The following is a 23380-nucleotide window of genomic DNA, read 5'->3' on the forward strand; positions in this document are numbered from 1 at the left end:
CGGCTGGCCCATGGACGCAGACCCTTCGACGGTGTCTCACTCCAACAGCACGGGCCAGCCAAAATGCCGTCTACACCCAAAAACAATCCGCTTTAAGCCCCGACTACAACGCGGCGCATCGCGACCACTTCCACCTGGACATGGGCCGCTTCCGCACCTGCCGGTGACGATTCCGGATCAGCCGCTCCGGGGCATGGATTGCCTCACCGCTGTTCGATGGAGGTGGTTCCGAACAGGCGCTTGTACGCGCGCGGCTGCGAGCGCCAGTACTGCTTGGGCGCCTTCACCTCGGCCCCCAGCTCCGCCGCCGCGTGCCAGGGCCAGCGCGGGTCGTAGAGGATGCCGCGCGCCAGGGCGACCATGTCCGCCTGACCGTTGGCGACGATGGACTCCGCCTGTTGCGGTTCGGTGATCAGCCCGACGGCGATGGTCGGCATGCCTGTGTCGCGCTTGATGGCTTCCGCAAAGGGCACCTGATAGCCGGGGCCGATGGCGATGGACTGCGCTGGGGTCAGGCCGCCGCTCGAAACGTCGATGAAGGCGCAGCCCAGCTCCTTGACCGCCTGGGCGAAGGCCGTCGTCTGCTCCAGATCCCAGCCGCCCTCGGCCCAGTCGGTGGCGGACACCCGCACGCCCACCGGGCGGTCGGCGGGAAAGGCATCGCGAACCGCCCGGAACACCTCCAGCGGGAAGCGCATGCGGTTCTCCAGGCTACCGCCATAGGCGTCGTCGCGCCGGTTGGACAGCGGCGACAGGAACTGGTGCAGCAGGTAGCCGTGCGCGGCGTGGACCTGGATGGTGTCCAGCCCGATTCGCGCCGCGCGCTTGGCCGCCTCGGCGAAGGCGTCCCGCAGGCGCTCCAGCCCGGCCGCGTCCAGCGCCATCGGCGTGCGCTCACCGGCTGTGTGCGGGATCGGCGAAGGGGCAACGCAGTCCCAACCGCCCTCGGTGAGGAGAAGCTGCGCGCCGCCGTCCCAGGGCGGCCTGACGGACGCCTTGCGCCCGGCGTGGGAAAGCTGGATGCCGATGGGCGTCGCCGATTCCCGGCGCACGGCCTCCAGCACGCGCGCGAGCGCCGCTTCGGTCTCGTCCGACCACAGGCCGAGGTCGCCGGGGCTGATTCGTCCGTCCGCTTCGACCGCCGTGGCCTCGATGAACAGCAGGCCCGCCCCCGACAGCGCCAGATGGCCGAGGTGAATCAGATGCCAGCTGCCGGGCATGCCGTCCTGCGCCGAATACTGGCACATCGGCGCGATGACGATGCGGTTCTCAAGCTGGAGCGGGCCGAGCTGGATCGGCTGGAAAAGACGACTGGTCATCGGAACTCCGTGAATTGGCCGGAGGGTGGGCGGTCCCAATGCATGCTGTCACCGACCGGCCTGTCCGCCAACGGCGAAGGCCTCCCAATGCGCGCATGGCTGCTTTCTTCCATGCCCGATGTGACCATCCGCCATCGCAAGAAGACACAACCCGGATGCGGCGCGCAGGCCTACGCTGATGGAAGCCCGGCCACCGGCCGGGTCACAACCCGAATGCCGCGAGCATCTCACATGGCCACCGAACTCCACCGTATCGAGGTCCAGTTGATCGCGCCGAAGGATCTGGCCGGCCTCGTGCCGGTTCAGGCCCGCGCCCGCACGAAGACGGCGGTTTGCGCCTTCAACGACGCCGTGCACTCCGCCGGCCGCTCCGACGTCTTCATCCGCGGGCGATCCGCAATGGGGGTTTACGTGGAAGCCACCGACGACGGCTGCGCCTTCCTGCAAAGCCTGCCGCAGGTTTCCATGGTCGTGCCGTCCGCCTGATCCGGCGGGTCGGCCAGCCCAGCTCTCTGTAGAAAAACAACCGATTCCGGGAGGCCATTCACGAGGCGCACAGCGCGCAACGCCCCACCGCTGACAAGAAAAGGGCCGCCATCGCAAACGCGCTGGCGGCCATAAGTCTAGGGAGGAAACGCCCTACAGCACAGGCTGTAGTAACGCTACAGATATATCAGAGCCCGAGCCGCCTGTACAGCCCTTTGATCACCCGAAAGGAGCGGACCGCGCCCACGGGCGCGATGCCCCGGAAGCCCGACTTGTGCAGAGCCCCGGTGCTGCGCTTAATGGTTGCCCCACGGTCGGTGTCGGAGGGCGGAACATGGCGGCGGACGAGATGGCGCACGACCTGCCTGTTGCCGGGAAGGCCCGCCCCTGGCGCCGGTTGATGGTGGCGGGCTTTCTCGTCGCCATCGCCGCGTCGGGCGTCGTCTTTTATCAGGCCGCGCGGGCAACCCCGCCGAGCGACGAGGAACTCCGCGCCGACCTGATCACGATGATCCGGGACGCCGCACCGCGCGAGCGGCTGGAAAAGGAGATTGCCGCCGCCCTGGACCAGGATGCCCCCGAACAGGCCGAGGAACTGTTCGAGGTTGCCGACCTCATCGGCGTGACCATCGATCCGGCGCTTCGCGCGCGCTGGGTCGAGGAAACCTCCGGATGGCGGGCCGGCGCGCGGGCCGCCCGACGCGCGGCCATGGGCTTCGTCTCCGGTCAGGGGGAGGATCCCGTTAGCCTTACCGCCGCGCTGGCGTCCGACCTCACCGTGGTGGGCGACATCCGCGATCTCGCCGGGCAGGCCGCACTCATGGTCAAGGGCGAGGCAGTGGATGAATTGACGCTCGGGCTGTCCATCGCCGGGGTCGCCATGACCGCCGGGACTGTCGTCACCGCCGGCGGCGCCTTGCCCGCGAAGACAGGCGTTTCGCTCGCCAAGCTGGCGCGCAAGACGGGCAAGCTCAGCGTCCGGTTCCAGGCCGAACTCGGCCGCATCCTGGCGCGGGCCGTCGATCTTCCCGCCTTCAGGCACGCCGTTCGCGACATCCCCTGGTACCGGGCCGACGAGCTGGCGACGGCCGCCCGCCGCCATGCCGCGCGCGTCGATACCCGCGAGGTGGAGGCGGTGCTCTCCTCCGTGGGCTCGATCAACCAGGTGCTCGCCCCGTCGCGCACGCTCGCCGTCCTGCGGCATGTCGATGACGTGAAGGACGTTCAGAAGGCCGAGCGCGCCGCCAAGATCCTCGGCAAGCCCGTGAGCGGCGCGCTGCGGCTCACCGGGAAGCAGGTGCTCACGACGGTGGCGCGCACCGCCAAACTTTCGGTCGCAATGCTCGCCGCGCTGTTCGCCGCCATCGTCGGCGCCGTGTCGTTCCTGTTCGGCGCCGCGATGGCCCTGGTGGCGCTGCTTCGTCTCGGGAAACTGGTCCGCTGGCTGTTCCGCAACTCCGTGGGCCGCCTGCGCCGCCCGCGCCCGCAGCCGTCATAGACGACAATGGGGCGTAAACAAGAATGGGGTGGCGGGCCGGGCAACAACGGCGGCCCTGCTCTGTTGTCCGGAAGGCTTGTCGCCAAGCCGGTGTGACTTCAGACCAGAGGTGCTGTCATGGAGACGACCGAGACGGAAACCGTCGATACACTTCGTCAACGCCATGCCGAGCTCGAAGCCATGCTTCGCGCCGAGTATGGCCGTGCCAGACCCGACGACATGGCCCTGAAGCGCCTGAAACTGGAGAAGCTGTACGTCAAGGAGCGGCTGGACCAGCAACGGCTCCATTGAGCGGATCGCCACGGGACCCGCTCGGTCCGGGTCACAGATCCAGGACAATGTCGAAGGTGCCCTGAACGGCGCCCGCTTCAACGTCGTTCGCCGCCGCCAGGGGGACGATGACGCTTCGGCGCGCCCGCGGATCGCGGATGCCGTTCAGCAGACCGTCGCGCTCGTTCAGGGGCTCGCCCTCCACGTACATCTGCGTGACGAACCGCCCGGCGCCAGGGACGATCACCGCATAATGGATGTGCGGCGTCCGGCCCGGATAGGGCACCGGCTTTATCGTGCGGAACCGGTACACCCCGCCCGAGTCGACCGACATCCGGCCATAGCCCTGGAAGCCGCCGTCGAACCGTTCATGGTCCGGCGCGCGGGGATGCCGGTACCGCCCCTGCGCGTCGCACTGCCATATCTCGACGATCGCACCGGGGACCGGACGCCCGGCGCGGTCCAGGATGCGCCCGTGGATGTGCGCGACCGTGCCCAACGCCCGAGTCGCGGCCCCACGGACGAGGACGAGGTCGTTGTCCACATCCGCCGGGAAGCTGGTCGGGTAGAACGGCCCCTCCGTCTGCCCCGGTGTCGGGACGAGGCCGGCAGCCGCGCCCGGTTTGGGCAACAGAACCGTGGCGCCGAGGGCACTCAGGCTCGCCATGAGGGCTCGGCGGTCGATGGCGTGGCGTTCCGGCATAACCGACTCCCGTCTTGTGGCCCGGACACGGGCGAAGCGAGACTCCCGTGTCATTCATATGGTTGGCACGCTCCATTGCCGACAGAGGCCCGCCGCTCCACAATGCGCCCCACAGTGCGCCGGCCGGCACCGTCACCGGGTCGGGGCATGGAACACGGGGGGAACGGAATCGATGACCACAGACAACGCCGCCGATCGGGCCACGGATTTGGCCACGGATTTGTTTGATCGCTTGACCGCCGGAGCGGCCGACGAGTGGGCGTCCTACGTCGATCACCCCTTCGTTCAGCAGTTGGGGCGGGGGACCCTGCCCGTCTCCTCCTTCCGCCATTACCTCGTGCAGGATTACCTGTTCCTCATCCACTTCGCCCGCGCCTACGCGCTCGCCGTCTACAAGGGCCAATCCCTCGCCGACATGCGCGCCGCCTTTGGCGGGTTGAAGGCCATTCTCGACGTGGAAATGGATCTGCACATTCGGCTGTGCGCCGGCTGGGGCCTGTCCCCGGCGGATCTGGAGCAGGCGGCGGAAGCCAAGGCGACGATGGCTTACACGCGCTATGTGCTGGAAACGGGGCTGCGCGGCGACCTTCTAGACCTGCACGTCGCGCTGGCCCCCTGCGTGCTGGGCTATGCCGAGATCGGCAAGCGCCTCGCCGCCGGCCCGTCGGGTCTGGCCCAGGGCAACCCCTACCGCTCCTGGATCGCCGAATATTCCGGAGAGGCTTATCAGGAGGTGGCGGCCGGCGCCCGCGCCACGCTGAACCGGCTGGCCGCACGCGGCATGACCGAGCAGCGCTTTCCGCAACTGCTAACGACCTTCCGGCAGGCCTGCCGCCTGGAGGCGGATTTCTGGCAGATGGGTTTGACGCGCGCGACCTGAACGCCGTGCGAAAATGAAAACGCCCGCTTCGCCGGCCGGACCATGGCCGAGGCGAAGCGGGCGTTCTCTACGCTAGTCAATCGTGCGACAGCTTACTGATAGTACAGGCCGCCGTTGATGTTCAGCGTCGTGCCGGTGATGTAGCCCGCCAGATCGGAGGCGAGGTAGGACACGGCGGCGCCGATTTCCTCCGGCTTGCCCAGGCGCTTCATCGGGACCGAGTCGATGATGCCCTGGCGGATGTCCTCGCGGATCGCCATGACCATCTCGGTGCCGATGTAGCCCGGCGCGATGGCGTTGACGGTGACGCCCTTGGTCGCCAGTTCGGCGGCCAGCGCCTTGGTGAAGCCGATGACGCCCGCCTTGGCGGCCGAATAGTTGGTCTGGCCGGCCTGGCCCTTCACGCCGTTGACGGACGAGATGTTGATGACGCGACCCCAGCCGCGCTCAGCCATCTTCGCCGACACCTGATGGGTGACGTTGAACAGGCTGGTCAGGTTGGTGGAGATCACCGCGTCCCACTGCGCCTTTTCCATCTTCGGGAAGAACTTGTCGCGGGTGATGCCGGCGTTGTTCACCAGGACGTCGATCGGGCCGACGTTCGCCTCGATCGACGCGACCATCGCCTTGCAGCTCTCGTAATCGGAAACGTCGCCTTCGGCCATGTAGAACTTGAAGCCAGCGGCTTCCTGCTGGCCCAGCCACACAGCGGCCGGCTCGTAGTTGGGCAGGCAGTTGGCCACCACAAAGAAGCCATCCTTGGCCAGCGCTTGGCAGATGGCGGTGCCGAGGCCACCCATGGCACCGGTGACAAGCGCGATCTTCTGAGACATCACTATTGCTCCACTATTACCAGGACAAGCGCGCCGGGAATGCGCTTGAAGTTATCCACACGACGAAGACGCCGGTCGTGTCCGGGTCCCGTCACCGCAACGCCGTTCTTTCCGCCCTTCCAATGGCCGAGCATCCTGGCCCAGGCGCCGCGTCCGGGGACGACACCCAATCCACGCATGCCCTTCATATTGCATATGCGAAAGGTTAAGCCTTCGTTATGTGAAAAGTTAAGTTTTCGTTATAGGCAAAGTTGGGCCAACGCCATGCGACATGGCATCGCGTGCAGTGCACACAGACGGGCACCCCGGAATGTGCCTGGGACAAGGTGCCGCCGGCCTGCCACGCCGCCCTCTATCCGAAATGGGCACCCCGTCTGCGCGGGAACCGGATCGCCCCCTCCTGCATCAAATCGATAAACCAGGGAGCGCGGCATGGACCAGACAAAGGCGATCATGCGGCAGACGGTGCACAGCGACTTTGAACTGGCCGGACGGATCCGGTGCGGCGACGCCGACGCCTTCCGCATCCTGATGCAGCGGCACAACCAGCGGCTTTTCCGCATGGCGCGCAGTGTGCTGCGCGATCCCGCCGAGGCGGAGGACGCCGTGCAGGACGCCTACGTTCTGGTTTTCACCCACATCGGCCAGTTTCGCGAGGACGCCAGCCTGGCGACATGGCTTGGCCGCATCGTTCTGAACGAGGCCTTGCGGCGGCTCCGGCAGAGAAAGGCCATGACCGAGTTGCCCATGACCGAGTTGGACGAGGACGGCGCCGATGGTCGGACGGCGGGCGCTGAGGTGATTCCCTTCCCAGGAGCCCAGCCGCCGCCCGCGACACCCGAAGAGGAAGCCGCCCGCGCCGAGACGCGGCGCCTGCTGGAGCGCGCCATCGACGCGCTGCCGGACCCGTTCCGCGTCGTCTTCGTGCTGCGCGAGATCGAGCAGATGAGCGTCGAGGAGACCGCGTCGAGCCTGGGCATTCCGCCCGACACCGTGAAGACGCGCCTGCACCGGGCCCGCCGCCTGCTTGGCCGCAGCCTGCGCCAGCAGCTCGCGCCCGATCTTGCCGGCGTGTTCCCGTTCGCTGGCGAGCGCTGCGCGCGCATCGTCGCGCGCGTGCTCGACCGTCTGGGCCTGCCGGCCCCGCCGCCCGGCGGCGGGTGACACATCGGCCCGCCCCAACCCGCCATCGCCCGAACCATCATCGGACCCTCATCGAAGGAGGACACGCATGCTGATCCGCACCATCCTGATCGCCGGAGCCTTCGCCATGGCCGCCGTTCCCGCGCAGGCGCAGAGCGTGGAGAAGGCCCCGCCCGGCGGCACCTACAAAAAGGTTAGCGAACTGGTGAAACTGCCCGACTTCCTGCCGGGCATGGGCACGCTCTACGTCGATCCCGCCACGCTGCCGGCCGGCCCCTTCCTCGCCTACGATCACGACGGGCGGCTGGCCAGCACCATCTACATGATTCCGGTCGAGGACATTCAGGGCCAGAAGAAATTCGACAACCTGAAGGCCGCCGGCGGCAAGGTCGATCACGTCGACATGTACTTCAACGCCGGCCATCCCGGCGTGGAGAAGCCGCACTACCACGTCGTCCTGTGGCACATCGCCACGGCCGACGAGGCGCGCGTGGCGAAGTAGCATGATCGGGCGACGCACCGTGTTGCGGGCCGGCGGCTGGGCCGCCGGTCTGGCACTGCTCGGCCTGCCTCCGCCGGCGCAGGCGGAAGGGGTGGCCGAAGAGGTCGTGGAGATCCGCATGCGCGGCAACGCCGATGGCTCTGCGGTGTGGTTCGACCCGGTCGGCGTGCTGGTCGAGCCCGGCCAGACGATCCGCTGGATCAACGTCGATCCCGGCAATTCGCACACCAGCACCGCCTATCACCCGGCGAACGGCGATCACCCGCTGCGCATCCCCGAAGGGGCCGCGCCGTGGGACTCCGACTACCTGCTGCCGGACCAGAGCTTCGACCTGCGCCTCACCGTGGCCGGCGTCTACGACTATTTCTGCCTCCCACACGAGGAAGCCGGGATGGTCGGGCGCATCGTCGTCGGCCATCCGCAGGGCGGCCCGTCCGCCGCCACGCTCCCGGAGGCGGCGCGGCAGCGGCTCCCGTCACCGGAGGACATCGTCCGCCGCAAGTCCGTGCGCATCGGCTAGCGCCAGAAACACAAAACCCCGCCGAAGGGCGGGGTTTTGGTTCTGATCTCTCAGAGGAATTCGGTGGTGCCTGGGGACGGAATTGAACCGCCGACACGGGGATTTTCAGTCCCCTGCTCTACCAACTGAGCTACCCAGGCATCGCGCGCTTCGTTTTGGTCCGTGCGGGCCGCCGCGGCGCGTCGTGGGGCGGTTTGTAGGAAAATTCGGGGAGCCTGTCCAGACAAAAAATGCAAAAAATTCGAACCCTGTCGTTTTTCCCCTAAACCCGCTTGGGACAAGGATTTTCCGTCCCAAAACCTACTCCCCGCCATCCCCTCCGTCGGCGTCGGAATCGGCCTCCGGATCGGTGTCCGGCCGGTCGCCGCCCTCGATGCGGTAGACGCCACCCAGCCAACGGGACAGGTCCACGTCGGCGCAGCGCTTGGAACAGAATGGACGCAGCCCCGGCACCGCCGGCCGGCCGCAGATGGGGCAAGCCCCCTCGGCCTTTCTCCCGTCCATCGTCGGGTTGTCGCTCATACCTTGTCCTCCGCCAGCAGGTCGGCCAGTGCCGTGCCCCGCCGTGCCCTCGTCATCTCCACGAGCCCCAGTTTCGATATGCCGTAGACCTGCGTCTGCGCCGGGTCGTCCTCCACCGCGCGGGAGAGGGCGGCCAGCAGGCGTTCGGCCTCGCCACGGCTGCGCATGTTCACGAAATCCACGACGACGATGCCGCCGACGTTGCGCAGGCGCAGTTGCCGGGCGATCTCGGCCGCCGCCTCAAGGTTCACGTCGAGGGCGTTGCCGCGCTCCCCGGCGTTCACGTCCACGACGGTCAGCGCTTCGGTCCGCTCAATCACCAGGGAGCCTCCGGCCGACAGCGGCACGCGCGTGTCGAGCAGCCCGGCGACCTCGGCGTCGAGGTCGCGCAGGTCGAACAGCCTCTGCCGTTCGCCCGGACGCATGTCGTGACGGACGACGCGGTCCGCAAGGTCCGGGGCGCGGTCGGCGCACCAGTCGGCCAGATCGCGGGCCAGATCGGCGCCGTCCACGACGATCGCCGACGGGCCGGCGGCTCCATGCTCGATCAGGGCGCGGCGCGCTGCATCCGGGCCGGGCAGCAGCAGGGCGGGAGCACCGGTGCGGCCGGCGGCATCGCTCACGTCCCGCCACGCGAGGTGGAGCGCGTCGGATTCAGCCTCCAGCAGGGTGTCGGGGGCGGTCGCAGCGCCGGCCCGGACGATCCAGCCGGAGCCGGGCACGATGGACTGGATGCGCCGGGTCAACTCGGCCCGCGCCGGGCCGGTGCCGAGGCGCTTGGACACCGCCACGTCGCGGCCTAGCGGCGCGTGCACCAGGAAGCGGCCGGGCAGCGTGACGTCCATGGTCAGGGATGGCCCCTTGCCGCCCACCGCGTCGGTCTTGACCTGGACCAGCACCGGCTGGCCGGTGCGCAGCAGGGTGCCTATGCGCTCCACGCGGCCCTTCGGGCCACGGGCGTCGTTGACGGTCAGAAGACCGGATTTGCCGGTGCCGAGGTCGACGAAGGCGCCGTCCAGGCCGGTGGCGATGCGCTCCACCTTGCCCAGGAAGATGTGGCCGAGCCGCGACGGGCGGTCGGCGTGATCGATGTAGAGGTCGGTCAGCCGCCCGCCGGTCAGGACCGCCGCCCGCGTCAGCGGGCCGTCGCGGTCCACGAGGATTTCGAGGGACGCTTTCGCCGGGCCGCTCACGGAAGCGGGAAGCCCGCGCCGCGCAGCAGGGCCGCCACCTCGAACAGGGGGAGCCCGACCACGTTGCTGTAGGAACCGCCGATCCAGCGGACATGAGCCGCCGCCCGGCCCTGGATCGCGTAGCCGCCGGCCTTGCCGTGCCATTCGCCGGACGCGATGTAGGAGTCCACCTCGTCGGCGGCCAGCACCTTGAAGGTCACGTCGGTGCGCACGACCCGTTCCGTCCGGCGGGGCGCCTCGCCATCGCCGGATGGGGAGAGGAGGACCACGCCGCCGAACACCCGATGCCGGCGGCCGGACAGCAGGGCCAGGCAGGATCGCGCCTGCTTTTCCTCTTCCGCCTTCGGCAGGATGCGGCGACCACAGGCGACCACCGTGTCGGCGGCCAGCACGAAGGCGCCCGGATGACGGGCGGCCACGGCGGCGGCCTTCTCGCCGGCAAGGCGCAGGGCGTGCTGCGGTGGCAGCTCGCGCGGCAGAGGCGACTCGTCGAGGTCCGCGGGATCCACCGCGTCGGGGACGACGCCGATCTGGCGCAACAGGTCGAGCCGGCGCGGCGAGGCCGACGCCAGCACGAACCGGGGTGCGGAAAGCATGCGCGTTACGGTCAGGGTCACTTGAACCGGAACGTGATCCGGCCCTTGGTCAGATCGTACGGCGTCATTTCGACATTGACGCGGTCACCGGCCAGAACGCGGATGCGGTTTTTGCGCATCTTGCCCGACGTGTGCGCCAGAACCTCATGTTCGTTGTCGAGCTTCACACGGAACATCGCGTTCGGCAGCAGCTCGACGACAGTCCCGGAGAACTCGATCAGGTCTTCCTTAGCCATAGGCCCTTAAGTCCGTAACAGTTTCGGGCCAATAACTGACGCCACGACGCGCCGGGGTCAAGTGGGATTCCAAACGCCCCTTTCAACCCCTGAAGGGTACGATGAATCGAATTTCCCAAATTTGATTGGGGGCAGGCCGACCAGCCTAAGGGGGAATCGGCCCGAAAGCTGGTTCGAACCAGCCAAAACAGGCCCCTGCCCGAGGTTTTGAACGCAGAGACATGCGTCCGATGCATAGCTCCGATTGTGCATCGTTGTGCGGATTTCGCCGAAACGCGTTTCTGCACAACGGGCGAAAATGGCCGATTGTGCCTTCATAGCATCGCCTTGCGGCGAATTGTTCGTGTGCGGCCGTTGTGCAGTCCATGCACAACGATGAGCCCACATATGACTTCGCGACCCATGCGTCACAGACATGAATCATGTGCACCATCATACAGCGGCTCCGCGTGTGGTGGTGCATTGGTCAAGGCCGCACAGGAGCCCGGACGTCCAGGAAAACGCCCTTACCCGAGCAGGCCGTCGTCCACATCATCCGCGTCGCCGAGAGCCTGGGCGGACTGGAAGGCGCTGAGCGGGGAGTCGCCGCCGTCGAGGCGCTGGCGCGGTTCGGCGGCCTGGGCGATCAACGCGAACATGTCCTTCTGGTCGGTTTCCATCTTGCGCGTCAGGCGCGCGATGGTTTCCGAGGCGGTCAGGGCGCGGCCGCTCGCCCGGTCGAAGAAGAGGTTGTGGTTGGCCTTGGCCGCCGAAGGCAGCACCTCCGCCGCCGTGGCCTTCGGGGTCGACTCGGCGGCGCGGATCAGCTTGGCGGCGCCGCCCACGCCCATGACGTAGGCGATGCGGCTCTCGGTCTCGCTGACCGGCCGCTTCAGCCGCTGTTCCAGCCGGGCGCGCCCTTCCGACAGGTAGCGCGCGGCCATGCCGGCGGAGAGGTCCACGTCATGGCGCAGGTCGAGGATCTTGCGCCGCGCCGCCGGGTCGGAGACCGAGGGGATGCCGTTGCGGCTCTGGATCGCGCTGGCGAGTTCGCCTTGGCCGTAGGCGGCGCCATGGCGGCGGAACAGGTCGAGCCATGTGCGCTCCAGGAACTGGAACGGGCCGGCGGCGGAGCTGGAGCGGTTCCTGGCGGCCGGGTTCAGACCACTTTCCTGGGTCGCCTGCGCGAGAATGGCGGTGAAGCTGTGGCCCGACAGGCCGGCGACCTGTTGGGCCGCCAGCACCACGCGGCCGGCGGCGGCGCTGTTCGCCACGGCAGCGGCCGACGCCGAGTTCGCGGAAGCGCCGGGCTTGCGGCCGGGCAGCGGCACGGTGGTGCCGTCGGCGAGCAGCATGGGCGGTTCGGGCTTCTGAAGCGGGACCGGCGGCGCCTTCTGCCCATTGCCCAGCCGCCCCTTCGGCACCGGCTGCGCCTGCGCCAGCACATCCTGGAACGACAGGGCGGACCCGCCGGCGGCGTTGCCCGCCGAACCGGCCTGAAAGTCCGGCTTGCGTTCGGGGATCGGGGCGATGTGAGGCTGCGCGACCTTCATGGAACACCGGCACCGTCAGGACGATGCCGCCACGGAGTTCGAAGGAACCGGGCGGCAGGGTGGAACGGTACTCGTATAACACACAGTCGTTAATTTTATTCAATCAGCTCTGTGTCAAATGCCGGGCGGCCGGCGGCGGTCCAGCGGTCCACGGCGTGCAGCAGCTTCGCCTTTTCCAGCGGCTTGGGAAGATGGTCGTCCATGCCGGCCTGCCGGCAGCGCTCCACCTCCACCGCCAGGACGCCGGCCGACAGGGCCAAAATCGGAATGCGCCCGAGCGAACCGGGAAGCGCCCGGATGCGCCGCGTCGCCTCCAGCCCGTCCATGACGGGCATCTGCACGTCCATCAGCACGAGGTCGTAGTCGCGTTCCTGCACCGCCGCCACGGCGGCGGCGCCGTCGTCCACCGCGTCCACATAATGGCCGGCCTTGGTCAGCATGGTGACGGCGAGGTCGCGATTCATCGCCAGATCCTCGGCCAGCAGGATGCGCGCACCGCCGATAGCCGGGGTGTCGAGGTGGGACGGCCCGCCGTCCAGATCCTCGGCGCTCTGGGCGCTGGCCGGGTGCAGCGGCAGGCTGAACCAGAAGGTGCTGCCCACCCCCGGCCGGCTTTCCACGCCGATCTCGCCCCCCATCAGCTCCACCAGACGGCGGCAGATGGCGAGGCCGAGGCCGGTGCCGCCGCGCCCGCGTTCCACCTGGGTGAAGCGCTGGAACAGCTCGCGCTGGCGCTCCTCGGGCACGCCGATGCCGGTGTCGCTGACCGTGAAGGTGTAGCGGCGCCCGCCGCCTTCGTCGCCCATGGCCTTGACCGTCAGGCGCACGCTGCCGCGATCGGTGAACTTCACCGCGTTGCCCAGCAGGTTCAGCAGGATCTGGCGCACCCGGTCGGGGTCGCCCAGCACATAGCCGCGCGCCGCCGCCGACACCACGGTGTGAATCTCCAGCCCCTTCTGCTCGGCCGCCATGCGGACCATCGATTCGCAGCGGTCGGCGAGGTCATCGATGCGGAAGGGCACGCAGACGAGGTCGAGCTTGCCCGCCTCCAGCTTCGACAGGTCGAGCACGTCGTTGATGACGGTCAGCAGCGACCGCCCGGCCTCGCGCACCTGGGTGGCGTAGCGGCGCTGTTCGACGGTCAGCGGGGTTTCCAGAAGCATTTCCGCGAAGCCGATCACGCCGTTCATCGGCGTGCGGATCTCGTGGCTCATGGTCGCCAGGAATTCCTCCTTGGCGCGGCTGCCGGAACGGGCCTCCTCCATGGCGGCGCGCAGTTCCTGCTCGCGCTGCTTCAGGCGGCCGGACATGTCGTTGAAGGCGGTGGCGACCAGCCGGATTTCCTCCGGCGCGCGCGCCGATTCGACCACCGCGCCGACCTCGCCCGCGCCGATGCGCGTGGCTGCCTGGCTCAGCACCCGCATCCAGCGCAGCACCGAGGCATGCAGCAGCGCCCACAGCGCGGCGACGCTGAGCAGCCCGGCGATGCCCAGCACCACCAGCCCGCGCAGCAGGTCGCGGCGGGCGTCGGCCATGATGGGGCTGGTCGGCATGCCGACGGCGAAGGTGGTGTTGGTCTCCGACGAATGCTGGAAGGCCCAGATGCGGTGATGCCCGTCGGCACTGCCCGACTCGAAGATGCCGGCGCGCTCGGCCAGCATGTGCCGGACGTGCGGGAAATCGGCGAGGCTGCGGCCGACCCAGCCTTCCGGATCGGGCTGGCGGGCGATCATGACGCCGTTACGGTCCAGCACGATGATGCGGGCGTCGTCCTGCTTGGTCACCTTCACGAGGTCGGTCAGCCAGGCAAGGTCGATGGCCACGCCCAGCACGCGGTCGATCACGCCGTTCACCAGAACCGGCTGCACCGCCAGGATCAGCGGCTTGCCCGACCGCTTGCCGATGACGAAATCGCTGAGCACGAAGGATTTGCTGTCCAGCGCCCGCTGGAAATACTCGCGCTCGCGCAGGCTGATGCCGGCGCCGGGACCGGTGGTGTCGCAGATGATGTTGCCATCGGCATCGGTGACCCAGACGCCGGTCGTCCAGCGGTGCTGCCGGGGCATCGGCGCCAGCAGGGAAACGCAGGCGTCGGTGTTTTCGTGCGTGGCGTCGCGGATCGCCGGCACCAGGGCCAGCACGCTGAGCAGGTTGCGCGCTTCGCCGATCAGGTCGCGCTGGCGCTCGACGCCATCCTCGGTCAGGTGGCGCGCCAGTTCGCGGGCGCTGGTCAGCCGCTGCTCCAGCTGCTGGTTGGAATAATAGATCACGCCCACCAGCGGCAGCGCCAGCGACGCCAGCACGACGCCCATCAGCCGCACGCGGAGGCTGCGCGGACCGGCGGCGCGAAGGAGGCGGGACAGCAGGCCTGCGGACATCGGGCGGAACACCTTCCTTGAAAAGCAGTGCAGGCTAACGAACGCCGATGCCGTCTTCGATGATTTAACTCAATAACACCTCAACCGCGCCTTGCGAAACCGGTTCGTCGGCGTCGCGTAAAGGGTCACGCAAAAGGCACAAGGGGGAACGCCCTTACACGGTCGGGCCGCGCGACAGGGGGAAGCGGTCCTTGATCTTCTCCAGCAGGCCGTCGCGGACCTTGCGATAGGCCTCCAGCATGGCGTCGCGGTTGCCGTCCACCAGGGTGGGGTCGAAGGTGTTCCAGAACTCCACGTCGCAGGCCATGGTGCGCGTCATTTCGATGGCGCGGTGCTGGGCCTCCGGCGACAGGGAGATGATGAGGTCGAAGTTGGCGTCCTCCAGATCCTCGAAGGTGCGGCAGCGATGGCGGGAGATGTCGATGCCCATCTCCTCCATCACCGCGACGGCGAAGGGGTCCACCTCGTCGCCCTCGCGCACGCCGACCGAGTCGATGTAGATCCGCGCGCCGTGGAAATGCTTCATCATCGCCGCCGCCATGGGCGAGCGGATCATGTTGTAGGTGCAGGCGAACAGGACGCTCGACACGGGGAGCGGCTGCATCACCGGGGCCATGCGCCGCCCCGCCCCGTCAGCCGCGGATGTGCAGGACGCAGATCAGCGTGAACAGCCGCCGCGCCGTCTGCAGGTCCATTTCGACTTTCCCGGCCAGCCGTTCGCGCAGCATTTCCGACCCCTCGTTGTGCAGGCCGCGGCGCCCCATGTCGATCGCCTCGATCTGCGACGGCGTGGCGCGCTTGATGGCGTTGTAGTAGCTCTCGCAGATCAGGAAATAGTCCTTCACGATCGAGCGGAAGCCGGTCACCGGCAGTGCAATCTTCTCAATCGGGCTGTCGTCGTCGCGCCGGATGTCGAAGACGAGGCGGTTGTCCTCGATCGACAGGTGCAGGTGGTAGGGGCCGGCGTCCGCGTGATCGCACGGACAGAACTCGTTGTCCTCCAGCAGGTCGAAGATGGCGACCGCGCGCTCGTGCTCCACCTCCGGCTTGCGCCGGACGACGGTCTTCTCGTCGAGGACGACGTGAACGATGCGGCGGTTGCCCCTCGGATTCACGCGGCACCTCCCTGCGGCAGGCGGAGCGCAACGGAGAGCGCGTGGGCGTCCAGCCCCTCGGCGCGGGCCAGCGTCACCGCCGCCGGGCCGATGGCCTGGATGCTGGTCGCGTCGCAGGCGACGAAGGTCGTCCGCTTCATGAAGTCCAGCACGTTCAGGCCCGAGGAGAAGCGCGCACTGCGCGCCGTCGGCAGGACGTGGTTGGGGCCGGCGACGTAATCGCCGATGGCCTCCGGCGTGTGGCGGCCGAGGAAGATGGCCCCGGCGTTGCGGACCTTCACCGACAGGGCGTCGGGGTCCTCGACGGCCAGTTCCAGGTGTTCGGGGGCCAGACGGTCGATCAGGGCCGGGGAATCGGCCATCAGATCGCGGACGACGATGATCGCGCCATGCTCCCGCCAGCTCTCGCCGGCGATGGCGGTGCGGGGCAGCGTCTCCAGATGCTTGTCCACGGCCTTCGCCACGGCATCGGCGAAATCGGCGTCGTCGGTGATGAGGATCGACTGGGCCGAGGTGTCGTGCTCCGCCTGGGACAGCAGGTCCATGGCGATCCAGGCCGGGTCGTTCCGGTTGTCGGCGACCACCAGGATCTCCGACGGGCCGGCGATGCTGTCGATGCCAACCGTGCCGTAGACCAGCCGCTTGGCGGCGGCGACGAAGGCGTTGCCTGGGCCGACGATCTTGTCCACCGGCGCGATGGTCGCGGTGCCGTAGGCCAGCGCGGCCACGGCCTGGGCGCCGCCCACCCGGTAGATCTCGGTGATGCCGCAACGCTTGGCGGCGGCCAGAACCAGCGGGTTGATCACCCCGTCCGGCGTCGGCACCACCATGACGATGCGGTCCACGCCCGCCACCTTGGCCGGCAGGGCGTTCATCAGGACGGAGCTGGGATAGGCCGCCGTGCCGCCCGGCACGTAGAGGCCGGCGGCCCCCACCGGCGTCCAGCGGGCGCCGAGCCGCACGCCCTGCGGGTCGCGGTAGTCGGTGACATCCGGCACTTGGAGACGGTGGAAGCTCTCGATCCGTTCGGCGGCGGTGTCCAGCGCCGCCAGCAGGTCCTTGCCGCACTTGCCCACCGCCGCGTCCACCTCCTCCTGGCCGATGCGCAGGGTGTCGGGGGTGAGCGTCTGGCGGTCCCAGCGGGCGGTGTAGTCGATCAGCGCCGCGTCACCGCGCTTGCGCACGTCGTCGATGACCCCGGCGACGAGGGTCTGCACGTCCTCGCTGGTCTCGCGCTTGGCGTGCAGGAGCCCCTCGAAGCCTTCATTGAAGCGAGGGTCCTGAGCATCAAGCCTGACGGGCATTCACGGCCTCCCGGAAGCGTTCGATCCAGCGGGAAATTTCTTCGGGCCGCGTCTTGAAGGCAGCCCGGTTGACGATGAGGCGGGAGGTCACGTCGGCGATGTGCTCGATCTCCACCAGCCCGTTGGCCTTCAGCGTGGAACCGGTGGACACCAGATCCACGATGCGGCGGCACAGGCCCAGCGTGGGGGCAAGCTCCATCGCGCCGTTCAGCTTCACACATTCGGCCTGCACGCCGCGCGCGGCGAAATGACGCTTGGTGACCTCCGGATACTTGGTCGCCACGCGCACATGGCTCCAGCGCGAGGGGTCGTCGCTCTCGCCCAATGCTGCGGGCTCGGCCACCGACAGGCGGCACTTGCCGATGCCGAGGTCGAGCGGCGCGTAGATCTCCGGATAGTCGAATTCCATCAGCACGTCGTTGCCGGCCACGCCCAGATGGGCGGCGCCGAAGGCGACGAAGGTCGCCACGTCGAAGGACCGGACGCGAATGATGCTGAGGCCGGGGACGTTGGTCGCAAAGCGCAGGAGCCGGCTGTCCTCGTTGTCGAACTCGGCCTCCGGCTCAATGCCGGCGTGCGAGAGCAACGGGCGCAGCTCCTTCAGAATGCGTCCCTTGGGCAGGGCCAGGACCAGCTGCTGGGTGTCCGTCTGGTCGCAGGCTTTCTGGTCGGGGGCCGGCGCGCCAGGGGCACGGGTATCGGCGGGCAAAGAACTCTCCTCGGGCTAGACCGCTGCCCGGATATACCACATTCCGCGCCGCCGTCACCGGATTAGGAGACATAAGCTGTCTTATGCCTGCAGCTCTCTTATGCCTGGCCCTCAAGACGGGGGCGGCGGAACTCCGTGCCGGCGGGGGCGGTTGGATTCGGCCCATCAGAATAAGGAATGCGCCATGGCACAGGACAGCGCCAAGCAGCCGGTCAACCCGCGCGGCCCGCACATCGGCGGCGACCCGAGCGACACCCAGTCACCCGCCCCGAACGCCGACCCGCGACGTTCCGAAGACGCGCCGACCGGCATTTCCGAGCGGCTGGAGAAGCAGAAGACGGGCCGCCACATTCCGGCCCAAACCCCGGACGGCAAGCCTTACGCCGACGAGATGGATCCAGATCGCCTTGAGAAAGGCCGCGCCAACATCGGCACCCCGGGCGGGGCGGTGTAGGCTCGGAAAACACTGACTTCTCTCGTTATATCCACGAAAGCGGGAATCCGGGCCCCTCTTACCAAATTTCCCCAATGCCCTGAATCCCCGCTTTCACAGCGGCCGACAGGAGCCGCCACAAATGAACATGAATCATGTGTTCTTCGCGTTTTTTCACACGGAAGGTTCAATTTCCCCGCTTGACTGATTGCCCACAGACATTGTAGATAAGTCTTCGGACGCCCACCGTGGGCGCCCCGCGGCAATTTGAACCCAGCAGCTTGCGCCGCGTCACCAAACGCTAAAGCGCCACGATACCGGTCGTGGATCTCTGAGAAGGAGAGACCGGCGGAATGATGAAGACGCTCCCCACCTCCCCCGCCCCTCGGATCGCTGTCGTCGGTATGTGTCGCGGCATGTGTTGCCGCTGAACGCGCCGCATTTCCCAAGACAATCCGAGACATTTCGCCCGCCGGGACGCTCCGCGCCGCGGGCATAGGGGGAGTTTTTCCCATGAGCCAGTCGCACGCCTACGCCATTGAAGTCCAGGGCCGCTCCGCCGGCATCGTCGTCGCCGAACGCGGCGGCTTCACCTTCTTCGTGTCCGATTGGACCTTCAAGGATCTGGACCGCCGAACCTTCCGAAACGTCGGTCAGGCCGAGCGCGCCGCCCGCCAGATCGTCACCGCCCGCGCCAGCACCTCCCGGCATTGATCCGGGCTGCGTGGATCGCGGCCATTCCACATGCCACTTTCGAACAAGATCACGGTTGACGAAACACGTTGTGTTGAATAACGCTGTATGAACCCACTATTCAACACAACGGCTTCGCGCAATACTGCGGATTTCCCATTCCCCTGCCCCAAGCCTCCCCTCCCAGGAAAGGACACCTTCCGTGAAGACCCTGCTGACCTCCGTTCTCGTGGCCGCCGGCCTGTTCTCGTTCACCGCCCAGGCGGCTCCGCTGAAGGTGGGCGTGTCGGCCGGCCCCTACGGCGAGATCCTGGAATTCACCGCCAAGATCGCCGCCAAGGAAGGGCTTGAGGCGAAGGTCATCGAGTTCACGGACTGGAACATGCTGAACGCGTCGCTTCAGGACGGTGACATTGACGCCAACAACTTCCAGCACCAGCCCTATCTGGACAACCAGATCAAGCAGCGCGGCTACGAGATCGTGCCGGTCGCCAAGAGCATCGTCGTGCCCATGGGCGTCTACGCCAAGAAGGTGCAAAAGCTGGAGGACCTGAAGGAAGGCGCCAGCATCTCCATCCCCAACGACCCGACCAACAGCGCCCGCGCGCTGTTCCTGCTGGCCAAGGCCGGCATCATCGGGCTGAAGGACGGGGCCGGGCTGAACACCACCATCGCCGACATCGCCGCCAACCCGAAGAAGATCAAGTTCGTGGAGCTGGACGCGGCGCAGCTGCCGCGCTCGCTGGACGACGTGGACGCGTCGGTCATCACGCTGAACTACGCGGTGCTGGCGGGCCTGACGCCGAAGACCGCGCTGCTGCTGGAGGACGACCAGTCCAAGTGGCATCTGATCTGGGCCGTCCGCAAGGACCGCGCCGAAGACCCGCAGATCAAGCGCTTCATCGAGCTGTACCGCTCCCCGGAGGTGCGCGAGTTCATCAACACCCGCTTCAACGGCACGATCATCCCGACCTGGTGAGCAATCACTTTTTATAAGTGCCGTCATTCCCGCGAAAGCGGGAATCCAGGGCAACTCGGGACGTTTCCCAAATGCCCTGGATCCCCGCCTTCGCGGGGATGACGGGAACGTCTGAGCAATTGAGCTTTTGCGAGGCCCCTTCTTGGGGACTGCATCGAGGACTCCTTCCATGACCGCCCCGTTCTCCCGCACCGCGTCGATCTTCGAACGTGATCTCGCCCCCGGTTCGGCGAACCATGTGCCCCTGAGCCCGCTCAGCTTCCTGAAGCGCGCGGCCAAGGTGTATCCGGACAAGCCGGCCATCGTGCACGGCGGCCGGGTCATCACCTACGCCCAGATGCGCGATCGGGTGCGGCGGTTCGCGGGCGCGCTGCTGGGGGCCGGGGTCGGCAAGGGCGACACGGTGTCGGTGCTGGCGCCCAACGTTCCGGCCCTGCTGGAGGCGCATTACGGCGTGCCGCTGGCCGGCGCCGTGCTGAACGCGCTGAACACGCGGCTGGACGCCGGCTCAATCGCCTTCATCCTCGACCACAGCGAAACCAAGGTCCTGATCGTGGACCGCGAACTGATCCCCGTCGCCAAGGCGGCGCTGGAGCAGACGGCGCGGTCGATCACGGTGGTGGAGGTCGCCGACGAGCAGGTGCCCAATGCCCCGACGCTGGGCGCGGTGGAGTACGAGGAGTTCCTGGCGTCCGCCGCCCCCGCCGCGTGGCGCGGGCCGGAGGACGAGTGGGACGCGCTGGCGCTGAACTACACCTCAGGCACCACGGGCAACCCGAAGGGCGTCGTCTATCACCATCGCGGCGCCTATCTGAACGCGCTGGGCAACGCCTTCACGCTGAACGTCCGGCCGGACAGCGTCTATCTGTGGACGCTGCCCGCCTTCCATTGCAACGGCTGGACCTACACATGGGCGGTCACGGCGGCCGGCGGCACGCACGTCTGCCTGCGCCGGGTCGAGGCGGCGGCCATCTTCGCTGCCATCGCCGAACATAACGTCACGCACCTCTGCGGCGCGCCCATCGTGCTGAACATGCTGATTCACGCGCCGAAAGAGGCGCAACGCCGCTTCGACCACACGGTTACCGTGGGAACGGGCGGTGCCGCACCCCCGTCGGCGGTGCTGTCCGGCATGAAGGCGCTGGGCTTCGAGGTAATCCATATGTACGGCCTGACGGAGGTCTACGGCCCCGCCACCGTCTGCGCCCCGCAGGACGGGTGGGAGGATCTGGACGCCGATGCGCTTGCGCTGAAATACGCGCGGCAGGGCGTCAACCACATCGCGGTGGAGGACGCGACCGTCTTCGACCGCGACACCGGAAAGCCGGTCCCCGCCGACGGCGAGACCATCGGCGAGATCGCCGTGCGCGGCAACACGGTGATGAAGGGCTATCTGAAGAACCCGGCGGCCACGCGGGAAGTGTTCGAGGGCGGCTGGTTCCGCTCCGGCGACTTGGGCGTGCTGCACCCGGACGGCTACATCGAGGTCAAGGACCGCTCCAAGGACATCATCATTTCCGGCGGCGAGAACATTTCGTCCCTGGAGGTGGAGGAGGTTCTCTACAAGCACCCCGCCGTGCTGGAGGCCGCCGTGGTGGCCCGGCCCGACGACAAGTGGGGCGAGAGCCCCTGCGCCTTCGTCACGCTGAAGCCCGGCGCGGAACGCCCGTCTGAGTCCGATATTATTCAGTGGTGCCGGCAGCGCATCGCCCATTACAAGGTGCCGCGCACGGTCGTGTTCCGCGACCTGCCGAAAACATCGACCGGCAAAATCCAGAAGACCGTCCTGCGCGACGTGGCCCGCGAACTGGGTGAGCGTCGGGAGGCCCAAACCGCATGATTACGTTCGAACACGTCGAGAAAACCTACCCCGCCCGTGGCGCCGGAGCGCCGGTTCACGCCCTGACCGACATCGACCTGACCATCGAGCGGGGCGAGATCTACGGCATCATCGGCCGGTCGGGCGCCGGCAAATCCACGCTGCTGCGCACCGTGAACCTGCTGGAAAAGCCGACCTCCGGCCGCGTGCTGGTGGACGGCGTGGACATCACCGGCCTGTCGCCCGCGCAGCTGCGCGAGGCGCGGCATTCCATCGGCATGATCTTCCAGCACTTCAACCTGCTGTCCTCGCGCACGGTGTTCGACAACGTCGCCCTGCCGCTGGAGCTGGCCGGCGTGAAGAAGGCGCAGATCAAGGAGACGGTGGAGCCGCTGCTGGAACTGGTCGGCCTGACCGACAAGCGCGACCGCTACCCGGCAGAGCTGTCGGGCGGGCAGAAGCAGCGCGTCGGCATCGCCCGCGCGCTGGCCAGCAAGCCGAAGGTTCTGCTGTCGGACGAGGCGACCTCCGCGCTCGACCCCGAGACGACGGAGCAGATCCTCCACCTGCTGGCGGACATCAACAAGCGGCTGGGTCTGACCATCGTGCTGATCACGCACGAGATCGCCGTCATCAAGGAGATCTGCCACAAGGTGGCGGTCATGGAAGGCGGCAAGATCATCGAAAAGGGGCCGGTGTTCGACATCTTCGCCCATCCCAAACACGCGACGACGCACACCTTCGTCGATCCGGTCATCAACCGGGGCATTCCGGACAGCCTGAAGGAGCGCCTGTCGGCGACCGAGGTTCCGGAGTCCAACATCGTCCTGCGCATCACCTTCACGGGCGAGCGCGCGACCTCCCCGGTCATCAGCGCGATCAGCCGCAAGCTGAACCTGGACCTGAACATCTGGCACGGCCAGATCGACGAGATCCAGGGCGCGCCCTTCGGGACGCTGGTGGTCGAGGCCATCGGCAACCCGCAGTCCATCGAGGCGGCCATCAGCCTCCTGAAAGTCAACAAGCTCGGCGTCGAGGTGCTTGGTTATGCTGTCCCCGGAAATCTACGCGCTGCTGTTTAAGGCGCTGCTCGACACGCTGCACATGGTGGCGGTGTCGGGCATCCTGGGCACGCTGCTGGGCCTGCCCATCGGCGTGCTGCTGGCGGTCACGGGCCGGGGGGAGCTGTTGCAGAACCTCGTCTTCAACCGCGTGGTCGGCGCCATCGTGAACATGACGCGCTCCACCCCCTTCATCATCCTGGTGGTGGCAATCATCCCCTTCACGCGGCTGGTGGCGGGCACCTCCATCGGCACCACCGCGGCCATCGTGCCGCTGACGGTCGCCGCGACGCCCTTCATCGCCCGCATCGTCGAGGGCGCCATCCGCGAGGTGGACCGGGGCCTGATCGAGGCAGCGCAGGCCATGGGCGCTACGCCCTTCCAGATCATCCGCAAGGTGCTGCTGCCGGAAGCCATGCCGGCCATCGCGCTGGGCCTGACCCTGTCGGCGGTCAGCCTGATCGGCTATTCGGCGATGGTGGGTGCGGTCGGCGGCGGCGGTCTCGGCGACCTCGGCATCCGCTACGGCTACCAGCGCTTCCTGCCGGAGGTGATGCTGGCTGTGGTCGTCGTCCTGATCGTGCTGGTGCAGATCGTGCAATCAACGGGCGACTGGATCGCCCGGCGAGTCAACAAACGAAACCTGAAGTCCTGAG

At 67.7% G+C, this 23380-nt stretch carries 27 protein-coding genes and 1 tRNA gene; 14 read left to right on the forward strand and 14 right to left on the reverse strand.

The window, feature by feature from the left end; all coding sequences use genetic code 11:
- On the forward strand, nucleotides 1–167 hold a 167-nt coding region (locus J2852_RS32455; RefSeq protein WP_209882372.1), incomplete at its 5' end, for an extensin family protein.
- 36 nt (nucleotides 168–203) lie between these two features.
- Here J2852_RS32455 and J2852_RS28650 read toward each other — a convergent pair.
- Nucleotides 204–1319: an NADH:flavin oxidoreductase/NADH oxidase gene (locus J2852_RS28650; RefSeq protein ID WP_209882288.1), complete on the reverse strand. Its 1116-nt coding sequence runs from the start codon at nucleotides 1317–1319 to the stop codon at nucleotides 204–206.
- 42 nt (nucleotides 1320–1361) lie between these two features.
- Here J2852_RS28650 and J2852_RS28655 point away from each other — a divergent pair, with 42 nt between their 5' ends.
- From J2852_RS28655 to J2852_RS28665, 3 genes are all read left to right on the forward strand, one after another.
- Nucleotides 1362–1805 carry a hypothetical protein gene (locus J2852_RS28655; RefSeq protein ID WP_209882289.1) on the forward strand — a complete coding sequence of 148 codons (444 nt, stop codon included), beginning with the start codon at nucleotides 1362–1364 and terminating at the stop codon, nucleotides 1803–1805.
- 334 nt (nucleotides 1806–2139) lie between these two features.
- Nucleotides 2140–3303 (forward strand): hypothetical protein, encoded by a 1164-nt coding sequence (locus J2852_RS28660; protein ID WP_209882291.1) that lies wholly within the window; start codon nucleotides 2140–2142, stop codon nucleotides 3301–3303.
- A gap of 117 nt (nucleotides 3304–3420) precedes the next feature.
- A complete protein-coding gene (locus J2852_RS28665) occupies nucleotides 3421–3594 on the forward strand; it encodes an HP1242/YdcH family protein (protein ID WP_209882293.1) in 174 nt (57 codons plus the stop codon).
- Between the two features lie 31 nt (nucleotides 3595–3625).
- Here the strand turns inward: J2852_RS28665 and J2852_RS28670 are convergent, their stop codons facing one another.
- Nucleotides 3626–4276 carry a dioxygenase family protein gene (locus J2852_RS28670; protein ID WP_209882295.1) on the reverse strand — a complete coding sequence of 217 codons (651 nt, stop codon included), beginning with the start codon at nucleotides 4274–4276 and terminating at the stop codon, nucleotides 3626–3628.
- A gap of 172 nt (nucleotides 4277–4448) precedes the next feature.
- Between J2852_RS28670 and tenA the strand changes: the two genes are divergently transcribed.
- Complete coding sequence (tenA, locus tag J2852_RS28675) at nucleotides 4449–5156, forward strand: thiaminase II (RefSeq protein WP_209882297.1); 708 nt, start codon at nucleotides 4449–4451, stop codon at nucleotides 5154–5156.
- Between the two features lie 92 nt (nucleotides 5157–5248).
- On the opposite strand, the gene phbB is transcribed toward tenA, so the two are convergent.
- A complete protein-coding gene (gene phbB / locus J2852_RS28680; protein WP_209882299.1) occupies nucleotides 5249–5989 on the reverse strand; it encodes a beta-ketoacyl-ACP reductase in 741 nt (246 codons plus the stop codon).
- A gap of 432 nt (nucleotides 5990–6421) precedes the next feature.
- On the opposite strand from phbB, the gene J2852_RS28685 reads away from it, so the two are divergent.
- The 3 genes from J2852_RS28685 to J2852_RS28695 all read left to right on the forward strand — a co-directional run bounded on the left by J2852_RS28685 (nucleotide 6422) and on the right by J2852_RS28695 (nucleotide 8154).
- A complete protein-coding gene (locus tag J2852_RS28685) occupies nucleotides 6422–7153 on the forward strand; it encodes an RNA polymerase sigma factor (RefSeq protein ID WP_209882300.1) in 732 nt (243 codons plus the stop codon).
- Nucleotides 7154–7220: 67 nt separating this feature from the next.
- Nucleotides 7221–7634, forward strand: a complete 414-nt coding sequence (locus J2852_RS28690) for a DUF5602 domain-containing protein (protein WP_209882302.1) — start codon at nucleotides 7221–7223, stop codon at nucleotides 7632–7634.
- Between the two features lies 1 nt (nucleotide 7635).
- A complete protein-coding gene (locus J2852_RS28695; protein WP_209882304.1) occupies nucleotides 7636–8154 on the forward strand; it encodes a plastocyanin/azurin family copper-binding protein in 519 nt (172 codons plus the stop codon).
- Between the two features lie 64 nt (nucleotides 8155–8218).
- Here the strand turns inward: J2852_RS28695 and J2852_RS28700 are convergent.
- The 11 genes from J2852_RS28700 to hisG all read right to left on the reverse strand — a co-directional run bounded on the left by J2852_RS28700 (nucleotide 8219) and on the right by hisG (nucleotide 17664).
- Nucleotides 8219–8294 (reverse strand) — tRNA-Phe (locus tag J2852_RS28700).
- A gap of 160 nt (nucleotides 8295–8454) precedes the next feature.
- Nucleotides 8455–8676 carry a DNA gyrase inhibitor YacG gene (locus tag J2852_RS28705; protein ID WP_209882306.1) on the reverse strand — a complete coding sequence of 74 codons (222 nt, stop codon included), beginning with the start codon at nucleotides 8674–8676 and terminating at the stop codon, nucleotides 8455–8457.
- Complete coding sequence (locus tag J2852_RS28710; RefSeq protein ID WP_343206842.1) at nucleotides 8673–9833, reverse strand: ribonuclease E/G; 1161 nt, start codon at nucleotides 9831–9833, stop codon at nucleotides 8673–8675. The genes J2852_RS28705 and J2852_RS28710 overlap by 4 nt, the downstream gene beginning before the upstream one ends.
- Nucleotides 9834–9865: 32 nt before the next feature.
- Nucleotides 9866–10465, reverse strand: coding sequence for a Maf family protein (locus J2852_RS28715; protein WP_209882309.1), 600 nt, complete (start codon nucleotides 10463–10465; stop codon nucleotides 9866–9868).
- Nucleotides 10466–10482: 17 nt separating this feature from the next.
- A complete protein-coding gene (infA, locus tag J2852_RS28720; protein ID WP_014198195.1) occupies nucleotides 10483–10701 on the reverse strand; it encodes a translation initiation factor IF-1 in 219 nt (72 codons plus the stop codon).
- A 506-nt stretch (nucleotides 10702–11207) separates the two neighbouring features.
- Nucleotides 11208–12233, reverse strand: coding sequence for a lysozyme family protein (locus tag J2852_RS28725; protein ID WP_209882311.1), 1026 nt, complete (start codon nucleotides 12231–12233; stop codon nucleotides 11208–11210).
- Between the two features lie 95 nt (nucleotides 12234–12328).
- On the reverse strand, nucleotides 12329–14611 hold the full coding sequence (locus tag J2852_RS28730; protein WP_209882313.1) for a hybrid sensor histidine kinase/response regulator: 2283 nt from the start codon (nucleotides 14609–14611) through the stop codon (nucleotides 12329–12331).
- 154 nt (nucleotides 14612–14765) lie between these two features.
- A complete protein-coding gene (locus J2852_RS28735; RefSeq protein WP_209882315.1) occupies nucleotides 14766–15227 on the reverse strand; it encodes an arsenate-mycothiol transferase ArsC in 462 nt (153 codons plus the stop codon).
- Between the two features lie 16 nt (nucleotides 15228–15243).
- Nucleotides 15244–15726 carry a UPF0262 family protein gene (locus tag J2852_RS28740; RefSeq protein ID WP_209882317.1) on the reverse strand — a complete coding sequence of 161 codons (483 nt, stop codon included), beginning with the start codon at nucleotides 15724–15726 and terminating at the stop codon, nucleotides 15244–15246.
- Nucleotides 15723–17030 (reverse strand): histidinol dehydrogenase, encoded by a 1308-nt coding sequence (gene hisD, locus J2852_RS28745; protein WP_209882319.1) that lies wholly within the window; start codon nucleotides 17028–17030, stop codon nucleotides 15723–15725. The genes J2852_RS28740 and hisD overlap by 4 nt, the downstream gene beginning before the upstream one ends.
- On the reverse strand, nucleotides 17014–17664 hold the full coding sequence (gene hisG, locus J2852_RS28750) for an ATP phosphoribosyltransferase (protein ID WP_209882374.1): 651 nt from the start codon (nucleotides 17662–17664) through the stop codon (nucleotides 17014–17016). The genes hisD and hisG overlap by 17 nt, the downstream gene beginning before the upstream one ends.
- 259 nt (nucleotides 17665–17923) lie before the next feature.
- On the opposite strand from hisG, the gene J2852_RS28755 reads away from it, so the two are divergent.
- The 6 genes from J2852_RS28755 (at nucleotide 17924) to J2852_RS28780 (ending at nucleotide 23379) form a co-directional block, all read left to right on the forward strand.
- Entirely contained in the window at nucleotides 17924–18193 is a 270-nt protein-coding gene (locus tag J2852_RS28755) for a hypothetical protein (protein ID WP_209882320.1), read from the forward strand.
- 492 nt (nucleotides 18194–18685) lie between these two features.
- Nucleotides 18686–18886 carry a hypothetical protein gene (locus J2852_RS28760; protein ID WP_209882322.1) on the forward strand — a complete coding sequence of 67 codons (201 nt, stop codon included), beginning with the start codon at nucleotides 18686–18688 and terminating at the stop codon, nucleotides 18884–18886.
- Between the two features lie 181 nt (nucleotides 18887–19067).
- Complete coding sequence (locus J2852_RS28765; protein WP_209882324.1) at nucleotides 19068–19844, forward strand: MetQ/NlpA family ABC transporter substrate-binding protein; 777 nt, start codon at nucleotides 19068–19070, stop codon at nucleotides 19842–19844.
- A 169-nt stretch (nucleotides 19845–20013) separates the two neighbouring features.
- On the forward strand, nucleotides 20014–21684 hold the full coding sequence (locus J2852_RS28770) for an acyl-CoA synthetase (RefSeq protein WP_209882325.1): 1671 nt from the start codon (nucleotides 20014–20016) through the stop codon (nucleotides 21682–21684).
- Nucleotides 21681–22745 (forward strand): methionine ABC transporter ATP-binding protein, encoded by a 1065-nt coding sequence (locus J2852_RS28775; protein ID WP_209882327.1) that lies wholly within the window; start codon nucleotides 21681–21683, stop codon nucleotides 22743–22745. Before J2852_RS28770 ends, J2852_RS28775 begins: the two co-directional genes overlap by 4 nt.
- Nucleotides 22711–23379: a methionine ABC transporter permease gene (locus J2852_RS28780; RefSeq protein WP_209882330.1), complete on the forward strand. Its 669-nt coding sequence runs from the start codon at nucleotides 22711–22713 to the stop codon at nucleotides 23377–23379. Before J2852_RS28775 ends, J2852_RS28780 begins: the two co-directional genes overlap by 35 nt.
- Nucleotide 23380: the final 1 nt, after the last annotated feature.

Source organism: Azospirillum soli (genome assembly GCF_017876165.1).
Classification (GTDB): Bacteria; Pseudomonadota; Alphaproteobacteria; order Azospirillales; family Azospirillaceae; genus Azospirillum; species Azospirillum soli.